The sequence below is a fragment of the Pantoea sp. E956-1 genome, from assembly GCF_982223955.1.
This window is the reverse complement of sequence record NZ_CEUYZP010000016.1, coordinates 12,728-32,719: the sequence shown is the minus strand read 5'-3', so window position 1 is coordinate 32,719 and position 19,992 is coordinate 12,728. Positions and strand designations below refer to the sequence as shown.

The following is a 19,992-nucleotide window of genomic DNA, read 5'->3' as shown; positions in this document are numbered from 1 at the left end:
AAATTCAGTCCTGATGATAAAAGGTGAAACTTAGGCTTTACGCTGCTGAGCGCGAGCAACCGGTTTGTCTGCTGGAACGCTTGCAGGTTCCTGAGCGGTACCTGGCAGGTAGCGGGCAATCAGTACACGATAAGCGACTGCACCCAAGCAGGCACCCACCAGCGGGCCAAAAATCGGCACGAGGAAATAAGGGATGTCACGTCCACCGGTAAAGGCCACGTTACCCCAGCCTGCCAGCCATGCGAAGATCTTCGGTCCGAAATCACGCGCCGGGTTCAGGGCGAAGCCGGTCAGTGGACCCATCGCACCGCCGATAATCGCCACCAGCAGGCCGATCAACAGCGGAGCCAGCGGACCGCGTGGAATGCCGTTGCCATCATCTGTCAGGCCCATAATCACCGCCATTAACACCGCAGTGATCACCATCTCAACCAGGAAGGCCTGGCCTACACCGATGTGCGGGTTAGGATAGGTTGAGAAGATGCCTGCCAGGTCGAGACTTTCAACCGTGCCGCGGACCATCTGGTGGCTCTGCTCGTAGTCAATAAACAGGCTGTAGTAGAGACCGTACACCAGTGCCGCGGCACAAAAGGCACCGGCAATCTGCGATACGATATAAGGCAGAACTTTACGTCCTTCAAAATTAGCAAACAGGCAGAGCGCAACGGTAATTGCCGGGTTCAGGTGCGCACCCGAAATGCCTGCGGTGAGGTAGGCGGCCATGGAAACACCCAGACCCCAGATGATGCAGATTTCCCACTGACCGAAGGCGGCACCGGCGAGTTTCAGCGCAGCTACACAGCCTGCACCAAAGAAAATAATCAAGCCTGTCCCCAGAAATTCGGCAATACACTGACCTTTGAGCGTGTTAGTTGTCTGACTCATAATAGTGGTTCCTGAAGCGAGGTTAAATTTTATCAGTTTTTGTTCTCATTCCATGAGGCACCCAGCTTTAATGTAGGGCTGGTGTGAATTTATCGTTAACGAACATAAACGAGAAATAGCGAAATCGTTTTTTGTGTACTGTGTCATAAAAATGCGCGTTTTCGCGTATTCTGGCTTTCCATAGCCACTATTTGTCCCTCATTAGAGGGATAACGAGCCAGTGCCCAAACGCAGCTGGAGTAAGCGCAGCGTAAATTCAGGTATTGACTGAAAAGTGTTACAGACTGCGCCCCCGGCGGCCGCGTTGCTGGACTTGCGGGGTGAGGCTACATACAATCGGGACAACGTTGCTGGCTTAAGCTGGCATCATCAACGCCTTGCAGGAAATTAGGAGAGGTCAGAAAGATGTCATTTGAAGTGTTTGAGAAACTGGAAGCGAAAGTACAGCAGGCGATTGATACCATCACCCTGTTGCAGATGGAAATCGAAGAGCTGAAAGAGCAGAACAACTCACTGCGTAACGATGCGCAACAAGTCGCGGGCAACCACGATGCGCTGATGCGTGAAAATCAGCACCTGAAAGAAGAGCAACACGTGTGGCAGGAACGTTTGCGTGCATTGCTGGGAAAAATGGAAGAGGTTTGAAGCCTCAGCTGATGTGAAAAACGGGTGCTCAGGCACCCGTTTTCATGTCTGGCCTATTCGAGGTCCAGCGCATCCTCTGACAGAATGATGCCAGTGTTGTCGGCATAGAGATGGTCGCCGGAAAAGAAAGTGACGCCGCCGAAATTGACGCGCACATCGCTTTCGCCAATTCCTTCACCCGCAGCGCCTGCCGGAATCGCCGCAATGGCCTGAATGCCAATCTCCAGCTCTTCCAGCTCATCAACCTGGCGTACCGAACCGTAAATCACCAGACCTTCCCACTCGTTGGTTGCCGCCAGACGCGCCAGTTGCGCATCCACCAGCGCACGGCGCACTGAGCCGCCGCCATCAATCACCAGTACCCGACCCCGGCCATTTTCTTCCAGCAGATCGTAGAGCAAGCCGTTGTCTTCAAAGCATTTCACTGTGGTAATCTGACCACCGAATGAAGTGCGCCCACCAAAATTTGAAAAAAGCGGTTCAACAACATTCACTTCTTCATGGTAGATATCGCAGAGTTCAGATGTATCGTATTTCATAAGGGTTTCGTCTGTTTGCCACAGGAAGGGTAAGTATATCGCTATATGCAGATTGTTGGCAAAATCATCACTATGAAAAAAGCATTGTTCGATCAAGAGCATGCATAAAAAAACCCAGCCGGTTGGGCTGGGCTACTGAAAAATGCTGAATCAGTGGATCAGAGAATGAAGCGACTAAGGTCTTCGTCAGCCACCAGTTCATCCAGATGTTTACCGACATACTCAGCATCGATGGTAACGGATTCACCATGACGATCGCTGGCGTCATACGAGATATCTTCCATCAGACGCTCCAGCACAGTGTGCAGACGGCGCGCACCGATGTTCTCGGTGGTTTCGTTGACCTGCCATGCAGCTTCAGCGATCCGGCGAATACCCTCTTCGGTGAACTCAATGTTCACGCCCTCGGTATTCATCAGGGCTTTGTACTGCACAGTAATCGAAGCATTCGGTTCGGTCAGGATGCGCTGGAAATCATTCACGGTCAGCGCCTGTAGCTCAACACGGATGGGCAGACGACCCTGCAGTTCCGGGATCAGATCGGAAGGGCTGGCAACCTGGAACGCGCCTGAGGCGATAAACAGAATGTGGTCCGTTTTGACCATACCATGCTTGGTGGAGACGGTGCAGCCTTCCACCAGCGGCAGCAGGTCGCGCTGAACGCCTTCGCGTGAGACATCCGGGCCGCCGGCATTCTGGCCGCCGCGCTTACAGATTTTGTCGATCTCATCGATAAACACGATACCGTGCTGCTCAACGGCATCAATGGCGTCCTGCTTAAGCTCTTCCGGATTAACCAGTTTCGCCGCTTCTTCTTCGATCAGCAGCTTCATCGCTTCTTTGATCTTCAGCTTGCGGGCTTTCTGCTTCTGGCCGCCGAGGTTCTGGAACATCGACTGCAGCTGGCTGGTCATCTCTTCCATGCCCGGAGGGGCCATGATTTCGACGCCTGGGCTGCTGGCGGCCAGGTCAATCTCAATCTCTTTATCGTCCAGCTGGCCTTCGCGCAGCTTCTTGCGGAACGACTGGCGTGCTGCCGAAGGTTCAGCGCTCTGTTCTGACTGGCCCCAGTTGTTTTTTGCTGGTGGAATCAGCACATCAAGAATGCGCTCTTCTGCCATCTCTTCGGCACGATATTTGTTCTTTTCAATCGCCTGACTGCGCACCATCTTAATGGCCGAATCGGTCAGATCACGAATGATAGAGTCCACTTCCTTACCGACATAACCGACTTCGGTAAATTTGGTCGCCTCTACTTTGATAAACGGCGCATTGGCCAGCTTAGCCAGACGACGCGCGATCTCGGTTTTACCGACACCGGTCGGACCGATCATCAGGATGTTTTTAGGGGTCACTTCATGGCGCAGCTCTTCGTCGAGCTGCATGCGGCGCCAGCGGTTACGCAGTGCAATAGCCACGGCGCGCTTAGCGCTGTCCTGGCCGATGATAAAGCGGTTCAGTTCGCTGACGATTTCGCGAGGAGTCATCTCAGACATATTTATACCCTTACGACTTAGACGTTAATTCTTCGAAATTAACGTTGTGGTTAGTGTAGATGCAGATATCACCCGCGATATTCAGCGACTTCTCGACGATGTCGCGTGCACCCATCTCGGTATTCTCCAGCAGCGCACGTGCCGCTGCCTGGGCAAAAGGCCCACCGGAGCCGATGGCGATCAGATCGTTTTCAGGCTGGATGACGTCACCGTTACCGCTGATGATCAGTGAAGCTGATTCATCTGCGACGGCCAATAAGGCTTCAAGGCGACGCAGCATACGGTCAGTACGCCAGTCTTTGGCCAGTTCCACCGCCGCTTTCACCAGATGGCCCTGATGCATTTCCAGTTTACGTTCGAAAAGTTCAAACAGGGTGAAGGCGTCTGCGGTGCCGCCAGCAAATCCGGCAATCACTTTATCGTTGTATAAACGACGCACTTTTTTAACGTTGCCTTTCATCACGGTATTGCCGAGCGTAGCCTGGCCATCACCGCCAATCACTACCTGGCCGTTGCGTCGTACACTTACTATTGTTGTCACGGGCAGACCCCTTGTTGCAGTCGGAAAAGGACTCCGCGCACCGGGCGCGGAGTATCATGCAACAGATATGGGGCGGGTTTGACGGGTTTCAACCCCCGATGGAGAGCGGAATACAGCTGGCGTGTCCGGAACTGCGCAGGCGCTTCAGGGTGCTGTCAGCGGAGGCGCGGTCTTTATAAGGACCGATCACCACACGATTCCAGCCGCCACCGGTGGTAATACGGCTTTCAAATCCTTCAAAAGCTAAGCCGGCGCGCACCGATTCAGCCTGGTCAGTGCCCTTAAACGAACCACACTGCACCATCCAGCGCTGCGAAGAGGCTTTCTCCGCCGGTTTCGCTTTCGCGGTCTCCTGCGGTTTTGACTGCACTTCCGGTTCACGCGTAACAGGTGCAGGTTGCGTCTGGCGCTGTACGTTTTGCTGCTGCTGCTGCTGCTGCTGCTGACGTTGCTGTTGTTGTAATTGCTGCTGTTGCTGGCGCTGTTGTTGTTGCTGCAACTGCTGCTGGCGTTGCTGTTGCTGCTGAGCCTGCAACTGCTGACGTTGTTGCTGAACCTGTTGCTGCTGCTGTTGTTGCTGAACCTGCTGCTGCTGACGTTGCAGTTGTTGCAACTGCTGCTGGTGCTGCAGTGTCTGCTGACGTTGCGCCGGCGTCTGTTCGTTCCACGGCACTTCGTTGAGTTGCGTCGGCTGCTGACGCATATCCGCCTGCATCTGCTCCAGCAACTGGCGCTGCTCGTCGGTCAGCTGTGTCTGCGACTTCACTTCGCCACCGGAAGAGGGTTCGATAGGTGTCGGCACGGTGACCTGACGGTTCTCCAGCTCTTTAATATATTTCCAGCGCTCTTCTGGCTTCGGCGGCAGGCCATTGCCGTTGGCTTTATGATCCGTAATGACCGGCACGTCCTCTTTTTTGTGATGCGCCAGGAACCATAAACCACCGGCAAAGGTCACCAACACTGCGACCGCCAGTACAATCATCAATTTAGATGTTCCCGAACCGCCTTTGCTCTTCTTGCCACGGCTGGGGCTTTTTTTGCGACGCGTCCCTGTTGAACGCCCGCGGCCTACGTAATCTTTTTGTGCCACTCTCGTTCTTATACCCTTCAAAAATAGTGCCAGATGGGCGAAATGATGATTTTTACGCGCCCGGCAAGGAGTCCGCCATGTTACTTAAGGGCCGGAACTTTGACCAGCAGTGTTCGCCTTAAGAATCTACTGAAAAAATCAGTTAATTACGCTTATTTTTCACGCTTTTTTGCTCGCGCCGTGCTGCCACGAATGGTTAAACCGGCATCCAGCAGCCGCGATCCGCTGATAACCCGTTTGCCATTTAACTCATCCAGCAGCAGTAGCATTGCTTCCCGGCCTATCTGGTAACGTGGCTGCGTGACCGTGGTGAGCGGCGGCTCGCAGTAACGTGATAGCTCAATGTCATCAAATCCGACCACAGAGAGATCCTCAGGTATCCGCAGCCCGCAGCGCCGGGCCTGATTCATCGCTCCCAGCGCCATAATATCGCTGTGGCAGAACAGGGCGCGCGGGGGTTGCGGCAGAGTCATCAGCTGATTCATGGCGGCAACTCCCGCCTCAAAGGTAAAGTCACCGCGCACAATATAGGTGGGATCGACCGTCAGCCCGCTGCGGCGCATCGCCTGGACATATCCCTGCAAACGATACTGACAGAGCGGCATCTCTTCCGGCCCGGCGATACAGGCGATATGTGTGTGACCTAACTGCAATAAATGATTTACCGCTTCAAATGCGGCGGTCAGGTTATCGATGTGGACAGTGGGCAGTGACATTTCCGGGGCAAACTCATTCGCCATTACCATAGGCGGTAAGTTGCGTTGCTCATCAATGCTGGCATCAAAGGGCAACTTTGAGCCGAGCAGCACCATGCCATCGATCTGTCTCGTCACCATCAGGTTGAGAAAGGTTCTCTCCTGCTGATTCTGATGCGCGCAGTCACCAATCAGCACCAGATAGCCCTCTTCGGCTGCCGTAACTTCAACGCCTCGGATGATTTCACTAAAGAAGGGATCGCAGATGTCAGGGACAATCACCAGGATGGTACGCGTCTCATTACGACGGGCGTTACGCGTGGGGCCATGTGCCGCGTAGCCGACGGCGGCAACCGCCTGCTCGACTTTCTGGCGGGTGGCCGCAGAAACCTTCTCCGGATTCATCAGCGCACGCGATACGGTGGCGGTTGAGACGCCCGCATGTTCCGCAACATCTTTCATTGTGGCGGCGGGCGGTTGTTGATTCTGCTCCAACACATGCTCCTGACGCGTTATGGCGCGTTCAATTCTGTTTCTGCCTGACCTGAAGGCAAACCGGGCAACATTGTTAACGATTGCCCGGCTGGTTGTTACTTAATTTGCATAAAAATTGTGACTTATGCGACATTTTTCGATCTGGCTCGCAGTGTCAGCTTCAATCAGCTCTCGGTAGGGTCGATATCCAGCGTCCATTTCACTTTGCGTGCCGCGGGCAGCGTTGAGACCAGCGGCAACGAACTGCTCAGCAACTGTTGCAGACGCTGCCGGGAAGGATGCTGCAGCAGCAGTTGCCAGCGCCAGCGTCCACTGCGTTTTGGCTGCAGGGCAGGTAACGGACCCATAAACCACATCGCCTTATCATTCAGCGGGCTTGCCTCCAGCAAATTGCGGAGTTGTTGCAGAAATTCCGCCGCCTGCTGATTATCCATATCTTCAGCACGAAACAGCGCATGGCGGCTCCAGGGCGGCAAATGGACTGCCTGTCGCTCCAGCAAGGCCTGCTGGGCGAACGCCGAATAGCCCTGGTGCAACAGCGTCTGCAGCAGCGGATGTTCCGGATGGTGAGTCTGCAGCAACACCTCGCCCTGTTTGCCGGCACGCCCAGCACGACCCGCGACCTGGGTGTAGAGCTGAGCAAAGCGTTCCGCCGCACGAAAATCGGCTGAGAACAGCGCACCATCGACATCCAGCAGCGACACCAGCGTGACATCGGGGAAGTGGTGACCTTTGGCCAGCATCTGGGTGCCGACCAGGATACGAGCGCCGCCGCGATGGACGTCAGCCAGATGCTGTTCCAGCGCACCTTTGCGGCTGGTGGTATCACGATCGATTCGCGACACCGGCACGCCAGGGAAAAGTGTGCCGAGCTGCTGCTCCAGTTGCTCAGTCCCGACGCCTACCGGCAGCAAATGGGTTGAACCACACTGCGGGCATTGATTAGGCAGCGGACGCTGGCTGTCGCAATGGTGGCAGCGTAGCTGACGATGGTGCTGATGCAGCGTGTAGTAGCGGTCACAGCGGGTGCACTCAGCAATCCAGCCGCAATCATGACAGAGCAGGGCGGGCGAAAAGCCGCGGCGGTTAAGAAACAGCAGCACCTGATTATCGGCCTGCAGATGCTGGCGCATTTTACCAATCAGGCCCGGTGCCAGACCACCGATCAGCTGCACGCCTTTTAAGTCGATAAGCTGTTGCAGTGCCGGTCTGGCATTGCCGGCGCGTTTTGTCAGGTCGAGCTGGCGATACTTGCCGCTGCGGACATTGTGCAGCGTCTCCAGAGCGGGTGTCGCCGATCCCATAACAATCGGGATATTCTCTTCATGTGCGCGAAAGACGGCCAGATCGCGCGCCTGATAGCGCCAGCCCTCCTGCTGTTTATAGGAGCTGTCATGCTCTTCATCGATAATAATTACGCCAGGACGGGCCAGCGGCGTAAACAGCGCCGAACGGGTGCCAATCACAATCGCCGTTTCGCCACGCCGCGCACGCAACCAGACCGCCAGCCGCTCACTGTCATTTAATGCGGAGTGCAGCACATCGATGGGCGCATCAAAACGTTCGCGAAAACGGGCGATAGTTTGCGGGGTCAGGCCAATCTCCGGTACCAGCACCAGCGCCTGTTTACCGCGTGCCAGCACATTTTCCAGCACGCTGAGGTAAACCTCGGTTTTGCCTGAACCGGTAATGCCCGCCAGCAGCCAGGCTGCGTAATGTTCATCATCTGCCCGAATGGCACCCACGGCCATCGCCTGATCGGTATTCAGTCGCAGACGTTCGCCTTTTACGGCATAAGTGGTACGCCAGTCGTGCATCTGCGGCTGATGCTCATGCAGTTCGCATAACCCTTTGGCGCGCAGTGCCTGCAACGTCGCATCCGTGAGGTCATGTTCACTGACCTGATGACGATAAAGCGGTTGCTGACGCAGTGCAGCCAGCGCCTGCTGCTGTTTCGGTGCCCGTTTCAAACTTTCTGGCGCAGTTGCCCGGCCCTGCTCGGTGATTTCCCAGCGCCATAAGGGATTGTCCTGCGCCGCTTTGCCCTGCCGCAGCAGTACCGGAATAGCATGGCTCAGTACTTCTCCCTGCGGCGAATGATAATAGCTGGCGGCCCAGTTAAGGATGCGCCACAGCGACGGCGGATAGAGGGATTCACTATCCAGTACGTCGATCACGCGCTTGAGTTGTGCTTCCGGCAGATCGCTGCTGTCACGAAAGGCGACCACAATCCCGATCATCCTGCGATTGCCAAAGGGCACACTCACGCGACCGCCAATGACCGGCTGCGCGCCCTGTGGCGGCAGATAATCAAACAGACGGGGCAAGGGGACGGGCAGGGCGACCTGGACTACGGGCATAACTCTCTCTTTCCGGCTCAATGATCGGGGAAGCTAGTGTACACGCTGACCCTGATGGCGGGTATCTCAGCAGATATTTGCAGCAATCGAAACTTACCTGTATAATATGCCGCCTTCGGTGAGAAATATCTGGCCGGAGTACACCCTATAATGTTCAATCGCGTGTGGTGCTGTGCAGGTTAAAGCCTGGCACGGAGAGCGACACGGCCTTCAATGAGGTTTCCCATGAAACAAGGTATTCACCCGAAATACGAAGCAGTTACTATCAAATGTACCTGCGGCAACGAGATCCACACCCGTTCAACACTGACTCACGAACTGAACCTGGACGTTTGTGGCAAATGCCACCCGTTCTATACCGGTAAGCAGCGTGAAGTGGCAACTGGTGGCCGTGTTGACCGCTTTAATAAGCGTTTCAGCGTGCCAGGCGCTAAAAAATAAGATTAAAAGGCACCTGAACCTGCGGGTTCGGCGGCAAGAAAAAACCCAGCTTCGGCTGGGTTTTTTTATGGCTGAAAGATCAATACTCCCAGGTATCCGGATCGACACCCATCTGGCGCATGATTGCTTTTGCTTCTTCCGGAATCTCATCACTACGCTCTTTGCGCAGGTCGACGTCATCCGGCAGCGGTTGCCCCGTAAAGGCATGTAAAAAGGCTTCGCAAAGCAGCTCGCTGTTGGTGGCGTGACGCAGGTTGTTCACCTGACGACGGGTACGCTCATCCGTTAAAATCTTCAGCACGCTCAATGGGATTGATACTGTGATCTTCTTGACCTGCTCGCTCTTCTTACCGTGCTCAGCGTACGGGCTGATATATTCGCCGTTCCATTCAGCCATGGGTTACCTTAATTAATAAACGTTAAATGTGAGGAAATCAGCGGATTATGCCTGATTTTTTCCTGCCTGACCCCTGATATGGCGGGTTTTCTTCGCTCACTGCCTCTGTCTCGCAGAGGGGAACGCCAGGCGATGACGCATAATTTTAGCGGTTATTGCGGTTTTGCTCAATCTATACGCAAAGACATTTAGATGTCCAGATGTATTGACGTCTAATTAGAGGGTGATATCCTGTGGCCTACATTTTATTCACTCTTCAGGAACAATTCGCTCATGACGCGTAAACCGGCAACCATCGCAGTGCGCAGCGGTTTGAATGATGACGAGCAATATGGCTGCGTTGTCCCGCCCATTCATCTCTCTACGACCTATAACTTCCTGGATTTCAATGAGCCTCGTGCGCATGACTACTCCCGTCGTGGCAACCCCACTCGTGATGTCGTACAGCGTACGCTGGCAGAACTGGAAGGGGGAGCGGGCGCGGTATTAACTAATACCGGGATGTCGGCGATTCACCTGGTCACGACGGTGTTTCTGAAGCCTGGCGATCTGCTGGTCGCGCCACATGACTGTTATGGCGGCAGCTATCGGCTGTTTGACAGCCTGAGCAAGCGCGGCGCCTATCGGGTGAAATTTGTCGATCAGGGTGATCCGGTAGCGCTGCAGGCAGCTCTGGATGAAAACCCAAAACTGGTGCTGATTGAAAGCCCCAGCAATCCGCTGCTGCGCGTGGTAGATATCAGCGCGATTTGCGCCGCTGCGGGCGCTGCGGGCGCCATCAGCGTGGTGGACAACACCTTTATGAGTCCGGCGCTGCAGAACCCTCTGGCGCTGGGTGCGGACCTGGTGATCCACTCCTGTACCAAATACCTTAATGGCCACTCCGATGTCGTGGCGGGCGCGGTCATCGCCAAAGATCCGCAACTCGCTACCGACCTGGCCTGGTGGGCAAATAACATTGGTGTGACCGGTGCAGCGTTTGACAGTTATCTGCTGCTGCGCGGAATTCGTACGCTTTCACCGAGGATTGCAGCCGCACAACGCAACGCACTCGCGATTGTGGCGTATCTGAAGCAGCAGAAACTGGTGAAAAAGTTGTATCATCCTTCGCTGCCGGAAAACGCTGGACACGAACATGCCGTACGTCAGCAACGCGGCTTTGGTGCCATGCTGAGTTTCGAGGTCGACGGTGATGAGGCGCTGCTGCGTCGCTTCCTGAAAGCATTGCAGCTATTTACGCTGGCGGAATCGCTGGGCGGAGTAGAGAGTCTGATCTCCCATACCGCCACCATGACGCACGCGGGGATGTCGGCAGAAGCACGCGCGGCAGCGGGCATTTCCGATACGCTGCTACGGGTTTCTGTCGGTATTGAAGATCACGAAGATTTAATTGCCGATCTGGATAATGCATTCCGGGTCGCAGCCGAGGGTTAAGCATGACGATTTCAGCAGGCGCGGGAACGCCAGACATCAGGCAGTTGCATAAGTTTGGCGGCAGCAGCCTGGCCGATGCGCGCTGCTACCAGCGCGTTGCCGGTATTATGGCGGACTACAGCCAGCCGGGCGACCTGATGGTGGTCTCTGCGGCAGGCTCAACCACCAACCAGCTGATTAGCTGGCTGAAGCTGAGCCAGAACGATCGGCTCTCTGCGCATCAGGTGCAACAGGCCTTACGGCGCTACCAGAGCGAACTGATCAGTGCGCTGCTGCCTGCTGAGGTTGCAGAACCTTTAATCACCGCGTTTATCCGCGACCTGGAAAAACTGGCCGCACTGCTGGATGTGCCGATTACCGATGCGGTCTATGCCGAAGTGGTCGGGCACGGTGAAGTCTGGTCGGCACGCCTGATGTCAGCGGTACTGAGCCAGCGTGACCTTCAGGCCTGCTGGCTGGATGCGCGTGAGTTTCTGCGCGCTGAACGTGCTGCACAACCGCAGGTGGATGAAGGCAAGTCCTGGCCACTGCTGCAGACTTTACTGGCGCAGCATCCCCATAAGCGCATCGTGGTGACCGGATTTATCAGCCGCAACGACGCCGGTGAAACCGTCCTGCTTGGCCGCAACGGCTCCGACTATTCCGCCACGCAGATTGGCGCACTGGCGGGTGTCGGACGGGTGACCATCTGGAGCGATGTGGCGGGTGTTTACAGTGCCGATCCCCGCAAAGTCTCTGATGCCTGCCTGTTGCCGCTGTTAAGGCTGGATGAAGCCAGCGAGCTGGCGCGCCTGGCTGCACCGGTTCTCCACACCCGGACTCTGCAGCCGGTTTCAGGCAGCGATATCGACCTGCAACTGCGCTGCAGTTATCAGCCGGAGCAGGGCTCAACCCGCATTGAGCGCGTGCTGGCCTCCGGGACGGGCGCGCGTATCGTCACCAGCCATGATGATGTTTGTCTGATTGAGATTCAGCTGCCAGAGCAGCATGACTTCGCCATCCTGCACAAAGAGATCGACCTGTTGCTGAAGCGGGCGCAACTGCGTCCGCTGGCGTTTGGCGTTCATCCCGATCGTCAACTGCTGCAGCTCTGTTACACCGCCGAAGTGGTCAACAGCGCCTTTACGCTGCTACAGGATGCCGGTTTACCGGGCCATCTGCAGCTGCGCGACGGCCTGGCGCTGGTGGCGCTGGTTGGCGCAGGCGTTACCCGCAATCCACTGCATACCCATCGCTTCTGGCAGCAGTTAAAGGATCAGCCAATTGAGTTCATCTGGCAGTCAGAAGAGCACATCAGCGTGGTCGCAGTGCTGCGCGTCGGCCCGACTCAGCATCTGATTCAGGGATTGCATCAGTCGCTGTTCCGGGCAGAAAAGCGCATCGGCCTGATGCTGTTTGGCAAAGGCAATATCGGTTCACGCTGGCTGGAGCTGTTTGCCCGCGATCAGGAAACGCTGTCAGCGCGTACCGGCTTTGAATTTGTGCTGGCGGGCGTCGCGGACAGCCGTCGCAGCCTGCTGAGCTATGAAGGGCTGGAAGCCAGCCGGGCACTCGCCTTCTTTGATGATGAAGCGGTGGAACGTGATGAAGAGTCGCTGTTCCTGTGGATGCGTGCTCACCCGTTTGATGACCTGGTGGTGCTGGATGTCACTGCCAGCACACCGCTGGCGCAGCAGTATCTCGACTTTGCCAGTCACGGTTTTCACGTGATCAGCGCCAATAAGGTCGCGGGAGCGTCTGACAGTCAGACCTGGCGCCAGATCCGCGATGCCTTTACCAAAACCGGGCGTCACTGGCTCTATAACGCCACTGTTGGCGCAGGTCTGCCGATCAATTACACGGTGCGCGATCTGCGCGACAGCGGCGATACCATCCTGGCGATCAGCGGGATCTTCTCCGGCACGCTGTCGTGGCTGTTCCTGCAGTTTGATGGCACGGTGCCCTTTACCGAGCTGGTAGATCAGGCCTGGCAGCAGGGCCTGACCGAGCCCGATCCGCGCGCCGATCTCTCGGGTCAGGATGTGATGCGCAAGCTGGTTATCCTGGCGCGTGAGGCAGGTTACAACATCGAGCCGGATCAGGTGCGGGTGGAATCGCTGGTGCCCAATAACTGTCAGCAGGGATCTGTCGACCACTTCTTTGAAAATGGCGAAGAGCTGAATGAGCAGATGCTGCAGCGGCTCGAAGCCGCGCAGGAGATGGACCTGGTGCTGCGTTACGTTGCCCGGTTTGATGCCAACGGCAAGGCGCGCGTGGGTGTTGAAGCGGTGCGTCCGGAGCATCCGCTGGCCTCACTGCTGCCGTGCGACAATGTCTTTGCGATTGAGAGCCGCTGGTACCGCGACAATCCGCTGGTGATCCGCGGGCCGGGCGCAGGCCGGGATGTCACCGCAGGCGCTATCCAGTCAGATATTAATCGCCTCGCACAACTGCTGTAACTCCTCCTCCTCAGGCGCTTCGGCGCCTGTTTTCAATGCGTTATCTCTCCCCTGTTGAATTGCCTTCATGTTGATTGAAAATTGATCACGACTGTTGACCATTTTTAAGTTGACGGCACAGCCAGATTACGTCATTTTGAACATCTGGACGTCTAAACGTGTAGATGTTCTCAGGCCGATTGTTAATCGATGAGGGTGCAGGATGAGTTTCTTTCATGCCAATCAGCGCGAAGCGCTAAACCAGAGCCTGGCTGAGCTGAACGGGCAAATAAATGTTTCATTTGAGTTCTTCCCGCCTCGTACCAGCGAGATGGAAGAGACCCTGTGGACCTCCATCGATCGCCTGAGCAGCCTGAAACCGAAATTCGTTTCTGTGACCTACGGTGCGAACTCAGGCGAACGCGATCGCACTCATAGCATTATCAAAGGCATTAAAGATCGCACCGGTCTGGAAGCCGCACCCCATCTGACCTGTGTCGATGCCACGCGCGATGAACTGCGTACCATCGCTCAGGATTACTGGAACAACGGCATCCGTCACATTGTGGCACTGCGCGGCGATCTGCCATCAGGCAGCGGTAAGCCAGAAATGTACGGCAGCGATCTGGTGTCGCTGCTGAAAGAGGTGGGTGATTTTGATATTTCGGTTGCGGCCTATCCGGAAGTCCATCCCGAAGCGAAAAGCGCCCAGGCGGATTTGATTAACCTGAAGCGAAAAATCGATGCAGGCGCCAACCGGGCCATTACTCAGTTCTTCTTCGATGTTGAAAGCTATCTGCGTTTCCGCGATCGCTGTGTCGCGACCGGCATTGACGTGGAAATTGTGCCGGGCATTCTGCCGGTCTCTAATTTTAAACAACTGCAACGCTTTGCCACGCTGACCAATGTGCGCGTGCCAGGCTGGATGAGCGCGATGTTTGCCGGTCTGGATGACGATCCGGAAACGCGCAAAATGGTGGGAGCCAATATCGCGATGGATATGGTAAAAATCCTGTCACGCGAAGGGGTGAAGGATTTCCATTTCTACACGCTGAACCGTGCCGAAATGAGTTACGCCATTTGTCACACCCTGGGCGTGCGTCCTGCTGCTGCGGCGGCTTAACCGCTCTGCTTCAGCCAATAAAAAAGTCGGGAGAGTCCCGACTTTTTTGTTTTTACTGCAGAGCGGCGCTGACGATTGTCAGCGCCTGACCTCCGTTAACCGGTATTGCGCATGCCTGCCGCGACACCGGCAATGGTCACCATCAGCGCCTGCTCAACGCGGGCATCCGGTTCATCGCCATTCGCTTCCCGCGCGCGCGAGCGATGCAGCAGTTCCGCCTGGAGTACGTTGAGCGGATCGGTATAGACGTTACGCAGTGCAATTGACTCGGCAATCCACGGCTGGTCAGCCATCAGGTGTGAGTCATTGGCAATGGTCAGGACCGCTTTGATATCCGCATCAAGCTGATCGCGCAGCTGTTTGCCCAGCGGCCAGAGTGATTTCTCGACCAGACGCTGATCGTAATATTCCGCCAGCCACAAGTCCGCTTTTGAGAATACCATCTCCAGCATACCCAGACGGGTAGAGAAGAATGGCCAGTCGCGGCACATCGCTTCCAGCTGATCCTGATGACCGGCGGCCATCGCCTGTTGCAGGGCCGCACCGGCACCCAGCCACGCGGGCAGCATCAGACGGTTCTGCGTCCAGGCGAAAATCCATGGAATCGCACGCAGCGACTCCACGCCGCCGGTAGGCCGGCGTTTGGCGGGACGTGAGCCCAGCGGTAATTTACCCAGCTCCTGCTCCGGCGTCGCTGAGCGGAAATAGGGCACGAAGTCAGCATTTTCACGCACATAACCGCGATACATCGCACAGGAGTCGGCGGAGAGCTGATCCATAATGTCGCGCCATTCACGTTTTGGCTCCGGCGGCGGCATCAGGTTCGCTTCCAGAATTGCGCCGGTGTAAAGCGACAGGCTGGCGATGGTCACGGCGGGTAAACCATATTTAAAGCGAATCATCTCGCCCTGTTCAGTCACGCGCAGACCGCCGCGCAGGCTGCCTGGCGGTTGCGACAGCAGCGCTGCATGGGCGGGTGCGCCGCCACGGCCAATGCTGCCACCGCGTCCATGGAACAACGTCAGTGAAATCCCGGCTTTCTCACAGGTTTTAATCAGGGCATCCTGTGCCTGATATTGCGCCCAGCTGGCGGCCATCACACCGGCATCTTTCGCCGAGTCAGAATAGCCAATCATCACCATCTGTTTGCCCTGAATAAAGCCGCGATACCAGTCGATGCTCAGCAGCTGGCTCATCACGTCATTGGCGTTATTCAGGTCATCAAGCGTTTCAAACAGCGGTGCAACCGGCATGGCATAACCGATGCCTGCTTCTTTCAGCAGCAGATGCACGGCCAGCACGTCAGAAGGGGTTTTCGCCATCGAGATAACATAGGCGGCGATAGAACCCTGTGGCGCTTCAGCCGCGACGCGACAGGTCTCCAGCACTTCACGTGTTTCATCGCTGGGTTCCCAGCTGCGAGGCAGCAGCGGACGCTTGGAATTCAGTTCACGGATCAGGAAGGCCTGCTTGTCTGCTTCGGACCAGCTTTCATAATCGCCGAGGCCCAGATAGCGGGTCACTTCAGCAATCGCTTCGGTGTGACGGGTACTCTCCTGACGCAGATCGATACGCACCAGCGGCACGCCGAAGCATTTCACGCGGCGCAGCGTATCAAGCAACTGACCGTTGGCGATGATGCCCATGCCGCACTTTTGCAGTGACTGATAGATGGCAAACAGCGGATCCCACAGCTGAGCGTTGGAGACCAGCAGATCGGCCGGGCGCGGCAGACGTTCACCTTTCAGGCGGCGTTCCAAAAATGACTGGGTAGTCATTAACTGGCTGCGCAGACGTTTCAGGATCATACGATAAGGTTCAAGCGCTTCCGGATCGCCGCTGAGTTCACGGATCTCTTCAGTGCACTCTGACATCGACAACTCAGAGATCAATACGCCGATATCGCGCAGGAACAGGTCAGTGGCTTTCCAGCGACTCAGTTGCATAACGTGGCGGGTAATCGCCGCCGTAACGTTAGGGTTACCGTCGCGGTCGCCACCCATCCATGAGGTGAACTGAACCGGCACGAAATCGACCGGCAGCTTAATGCCGAACGCCTCTTCTACCTGTTCGTTCAGCTCACGCAGGAAAGCGGGTACGCCTTCCCACAGGCTGTTTTCCACTACGGCAAAGCCCCATTTGGCTTCGTCGATAGGGGTCGGACGATATTTGCGGATCTCATCGGTGTGCCACGCCTGTGCCACCAGCTGACGCAGACGGCGCATAATCTGGTTACGTTCGTAGTCGGAGACGTCGCTGTGATCGAGCTGTTTCAGGCAGCTGTTAACCTCGACCAGCTTGTGAATCAGCGTACGGCGGGTGATTTCAGTCGGGTGAGCCGTCAGCACCAGCTCCAGTGACAGCGACTCAATGGCCGCAAGGATGTCGCTTTCGCTGATATCTTTCTGCTGCTTCAGGATATCAAAGGTCTTTTTCAGCAGTTCAGGATGGTTCTCACCCTCGCCACTTTGCGAGATGGTCTGATACTGCTCAGCCACGTTGGTGAGATTCAGAAACTGGCTAAAAGCGCGAGCAACCGGCAGAAGCTCCTCGTTGGAGAGGTTCTGCAACGTATTGAGCAGTTCTTTACGATGAGTGTCGTTTCCTGCGCGGGATGACTTAGAGAGCTTACGGATGGTTTCCACCTGGTCGAGGATGTTCTCTCCCAGTGCATCCTTAATCGTATCCCCGAGCAGTTTGCCGAGCATACTGACATTACTTCGCATTGCGGAATATTGTTCGTTCATTGGACCCTGACACCCTTATCGTCTTGAAAAACTTCTACACCCGACCTTTCAGGCAGCAGAAAAATCAGCAACATCGTGTTCCCCCCTAATCTACAGGGAACCGGCTCCGTTGCCGCCTGTCCGCATTCTGAAACGTTCTGGATAATCACCCGGTGGGCATAACATCGTCTTTTATCTAGCCACGTAATGTTGCGTTCGTCAAATGCGTTAAAGTGCGCTGAAGATGCGGCTAAATAACGGAAATTGGTAGAATTTATGGGTAAGGAAGCGGGATAAGTTATTCTTATTGCTAAATCCCGCAGAATGAAGGGGCATTTTACTGTTAATTCAGTGAAATGCCCCATTTGCTGTTAATCAGTGACAAAAATGCTGCACAACCTGACTGATAAGCGCCCTTGTCGGCTTAATAAATGCAGTATCAATAAATTCGTCAGGCTGATGTGCCTGCTCAATCGACCCCGGACCCAGTACCAGCGTCGGGCAGAGCTGCTGAATAAAAGGCGCTTCGGTGCAGTAGTTCACCACCTCAGTGGGTATACCCAGCAATTTCTCGACCACACTGACCAGTTCATGATCTGCCGGACACTCGTAGCCGGGAATCGGCGGATGCAGTTCAGCTACTGTGACACGGCCCGGCCAGCGTGCACTGACTGGTGCCAGTGCCTCGTTCAGGAGCCCATCGAGATCGCCCAGCGACAGTCCCGGCAGCGGCCGGATATCCATATGCAGTTCACAGCAGGCGCAGATACGGTTAGCGGCGTCACCCCCATGAATATGACCAAAATTCATGGTGGGGTAGGGAATGGCAAAGCCATCATGGTGATAACGCTCCTGCAGCGTATTACGCAGTTGCATCAGGTGGGTGATCGACTCATGCATCAACTCAATGGCATTGACCCCTCGGGCGGGATCGCTGGAATGGCCCGACTTCCCTTCAATACGGATCACATTCGACAGGTGACCTTTGTGCGCACGCACCGGTTTAAGCGAGGTTGGTTCACCGATGATGGCGCAGTCGGGGCGCAGCTGCGTCGATTCAGAAAAATATTTGGCGCCAGCCATGGTGGTCTCTTCATCGGCCGTAGCGAGGATATAGAGCGGCTTGCTCAGCGTGCTGACATCCACATCGCGCAGCGTATCGAGAATAAAGGCGAAGAAGCCTTTCATGTCTGCCGTACCCAGGCCATAGAGCTTGTTGTCGTGCTCGGTCAGGGTAAAGGGATCGCGTGTCCAGCGACCATCATCAAAAGGAACGGTATCGGTGTGACCCGCTAACAGCAGGCCGCCCGCACCGCTTCCGGTACGCGCCAGCATATTAAATTTATTGCGGGTGCCGGGCACCGGCTGCACTTCAACGCTGAAGCCGAGGTCGCGAAACCAGCCGGCCAGCAAATTGATTAAAGTTTCATTACTCTGATCCAGTGCGGCATCGGTTGCGCTGATCGACGGTGTTGCGATTAACTGGCGGTACAGTTCAATAAAAGGCGGTAATTTTGTCTTCACTGTTGACGGTCCTTGGGTTAGGATGTATCCATATTCATGCAGTAATAGTGAATAAAAATACATTAACGTCCTCTGCAAGGGAACCTTAAATCACTGCAGATGACAGGGTGGGTAACGGGGCAAGGCCGCGACCCGGAACGTGCGACTGTAAAAAGGGTTACAGCCTGATGTTGAATACGCTGATCGTTGGTGCCAGTGGTTATGCTGGTACAGAGCTTGCCACCTTCCTGAATCGCCATCCACATATCAACATAACCGCTTTGGCGGTTTCGGCGCAAAGCCCTGATGCCGGCAAGCGCCTCTCCGATCTTCATCCGCAGCTGAAAGGTGTGGTGGATTTGCCGCTGCAGCCGCTGAGCAGCGCGGCCGAGTGGGCAGACAAGGTGGATGTGGTGTTCCTGGCGACGGCCCACGAAGTCAGTCACGATCTGGCGCCGGAATTTCTCAAGGCTGGTTGTATGGTGTTCGACCTGTCGGGCGCGTTCCGCGTCAATGACGCAGACTTTTATACCCGCTTTTATGGCTTCACCCATCAGCATGGCGACTGGCTGGATAAAGCCGTTTACGGCCTTGCCGAATATCAGCATGAGAAAATTCAGCAGGCGCAGCTGGTGGCTGTGCCAGGTTGCTATCCGACCGCTGCGCAGCTGGCGCTGAAGCCCCTGGTGGATGCCGGACTGTTAAACGAGGCGCAGTGGCCGGTAATCAACGCCACCAGCGGCGTGAGCGGTGCCGGACGTAAAGCCAATGTCGGCACCAGCTTCTGCGAAGTGAGCCTGCAGCCTTACGGCCTGTTCAATCATCGTCATCACCCGGAAATCGTCGCGCACCTTGGTACGCCGGTGATCTTCACTCCGCATCTGGGTAACTTCCCGCGCGGTATCCTGGCAACGATCACCTGCCGTCTTAAAGCGGGTGTCAGCCGTGAAGATATTGCCGCCGTTTTCCATCGCGCCTATGACAACAAGCCGCTGGTGCGGCTCTATGAAAAGGGCGTGCCGGCGCTAAAAGCCGTTGTGGGCCTGCCTTACTGCGATATCGGTTTTGAAGTGCAGGGCGAGCATCTGATTGTCGTGGCCGCCGAAGATAATCTGCTGAAAGGCGCGGCATCGCAGGCGGTACAGTGCCTGAACATCCGGTTCGGCTTCCCTGAAACGCAGTCACTGATTTAACGGATAAATAAA

At 55.7% G+C, this 19,992-nt stretch carries 16 protein-coding genes; 6 read left to right on the top strand and 10 right to left on the bottom strand.

The window, feature by feature from the left end:
- Window positions 1–30: 30 nt before the first annotated feature.
- The gene (locus tag AC0T7J_RS24135) at window positions 31–885 is read right to left on the bottom strand and encodes an MIP/aquaporin family protein (protein ID WP_473798059.1); all 855 of its coding nucleotides are present in this window, start codon (window positions 883–885) and stop codon (window positions 31–33) included.
- A 405-nt stretch (window positions 886–1,290) separates the two neighbouring features.
- Between AC0T7J_RS24135 and zapB the strand changes: the two genes are divergently transcribed.
- Window positions 1,291–1,530 carry a cell division protein ZapB gene (zapB, locus tag AC0T7J_RS24130; RefSeq protein WP_003851242.1) on the top strand — a complete coding sequence of 80 codons (240 nt, stop codon included), beginning with the start codon at window positions 1,291–1,293 and terminating at the stop codon, window positions 1,528–1,530.
- Between the two features lie 53 nt (window positions 1,531–1,583).
- Here the strand turns inward: zapB and rraA are convergent, their stop codons facing one another.
- From rraA to priA, 6 genes are all read right to left on the bottom strand, one after another.
- Window positions 1,584–2,069: a ribonuclease E activity regulator RraA gene (rraA, locus tag AC0T7J_RS24125; RefSeq protein WP_009088032.1), complete on the bottom strand. Its 486-nt coding sequence runs from the start codon at window positions 2,067–2,069 to the stop codon at window positions 1,584–1,586.
- A 158-nt stretch (window positions 2,070–2,227) separates the two neighbouring features.
- Entirely contained in the window at window positions 2,228–3,565 is a 1,338-nt protein-coding gene (hslU, locus tag AC0T7J_RS24120) for an HslU--HslV peptidase ATPase subunit (RefSeq protein WP_473798056.1), read from the bottom strand.
- A gap of 10 nt (window positions 3,566–3,575) precedes the next feature.
- On the bottom strand, window positions 3,576–4,106 hold the full coding sequence (gene hslV / locus AC0T7J_RS24115) for an ATP-dependent protease subunit HslV (protein WP_010258174.1): 531 nt from the start codon (window positions 4,104–4,106) through the stop codon (window positions 3,576–3,578).
- Window positions 4,107–4,194: 88 nt separating this feature from the next.
- Complete coding sequence (gene ftsN, locus AC0T7J_RS24110) at window positions 4,195–5,196, bottom strand: cell division protein FtsN (RefSeq protein ID WP_473798053.1); 1,002 nt, start codon at window positions 5,194–5,196, stop codon at window positions 4,195–4,197.
- 152 nt (window positions 5,197–5,348) lie between these two features.
- Window positions 5,349–6,386, bottom strand: a complete 1,038-nt coding sequence (cytR, locus tag AC0T7J_RS24105; RefSeq protein WP_010672069.1) for a DNA-binding transcriptional regulator CytR — start codon at window positions 6,384–6,386, stop codon at window positions 5,349–5,351.
- Window positions 6,387–6,550: 164 nt separating this feature from the next.
- Window positions 6,551–8,746 carry a primosomal protein N' gene (priA, locus tag AC0T7J_RS24100; protein ID WP_473798049.1) on the bottom strand — a complete coding sequence of 732 codons (2,196 nt, stop codon included), beginning with the start codon at window positions 8,744–8,746 and terminating at the stop codon, window positions 6,551–6,553.
- Window positions 8,747–8,971: 225 nt separating this feature from the next.
- Between priA and rpmE the strand changes: the two genes are divergently transcribed.
- Window positions 8,972–9,187, top strand: coding sequence for a 50S ribosomal protein L31 (gene rpmE / locus AC0T7J_RS24095; RefSeq protein ID WP_003851227.1), 216 nt, complete (start codon window positions 8,972–8,974; stop codon window positions 9,185–9,187).
- A 79-nt stretch (window positions 9,188–9,266) separates the two neighbouring features.
- Here the strand turns inward: rpmE and metJ are convergent, their stop codons facing one another.
- Window positions 9,267–9,584 carry a met regulon transcriptional regulator MetJ gene (gene metJ, locus AC0T7J_RS24090; protein WP_009088019.1) on the bottom strand — a complete coding sequence of 106 codons (318 nt, stop codon included), beginning with the start codon at window positions 9,582–9,584 and terminating at the stop codon, window positions 9,267–9,269.
- A 273-nt stretch (window positions 9,585–9,857) separates the two neighbouring features.
- Between metJ and metB the strand changes: the two genes are divergently transcribed.
- The 3 genes from metB to metF all read left to right on the top strand — a co-directional run bounded on the left by metB (window position 9,858) and on the right by metF (window position 14,558).
- Window positions 9,858–11,018, top strand: coding sequence for a cystathionine gamma-synthase (metB, locus tag AC0T7J_RS24085; protein ID WP_473798044.1), 1,161 nt, complete (start codon window positions 9,858–9,860; stop codon window positions 11,016–11,018).
- Window positions 11,019–11,020: 2 nt separating this feature from the next.
- Window positions 11,021–13,456 (top strand): bifunctional aspartate kinase/homoserine dehydrogenase II, encoded by a 2,436-nt coding sequence (locus tag AC0T7J_RS24080; protein ID WP_473798041.1) that lies wholly within the window; start codon window positions 11,021–11,023, stop codon window positions 13,454–13,456.
- Between the two features lie 202 nt (window positions 13,457–13,658).
- Window positions 13,659–14,558 (top strand): methylenetetrahydrofolate reductase, encoded by a 900-nt coding sequence (gene metF, locus AC0T7J_RS24075; protein WP_473798039.1) that lies wholly within the window; start codon window positions 13,659–13,661, stop codon window positions 14,556–14,558.
- A 95-nt stretch (window positions 14,559–14,653) separates the two neighbouring features.
- Here metF and ppc read toward each other — a convergent pair whose 3' ends face one another.
- Window positions 14,654–17,305 carry a phosphoenolpyruvate carboxylase gene (gene ppc, locus AC0T7J_RS24070; protein WP_473798037.1) on the bottom strand — a complete coding sequence of 884 codons (2,652 nt, stop codon included), beginning with the start codon at window positions 17,303–17,305 and terminating at the stop codon, window positions 14,654–14,656.
- 354 nt (window positions 17,306–17,659) lie between these two features.
- Window positions 17,660–18,808 carry an acetylornithine deacetylase gene (gene argE, locus AC0T7J_RS24065; protein ID WP_473798034.1) on the bottom strand — a complete coding sequence of 383 codons (1,149 nt, stop codon included), beginning with the start codon at window positions 18,806–18,808 and terminating at the stop codon, window positions 17,660–17,662.
- Window positions 18,809–18,975: 167 nt separating this feature from the next.
- Between argE and argC the strand changes: the two genes are divergently transcribed.
- Window positions 18,976–19,980, top strand: a complete 1,005-nt coding sequence (gene argC / locus AC0T7J_RS24060; RefSeq protein WP_473798031.1) for an N-acetyl-gamma-glutamyl-phosphate reductase — start codon at window positions 18,976–18,978, stop codon at window positions 19,978–19,980.
- Window positions 19,981–19,992: the final 12 nt, after the last annotated feature.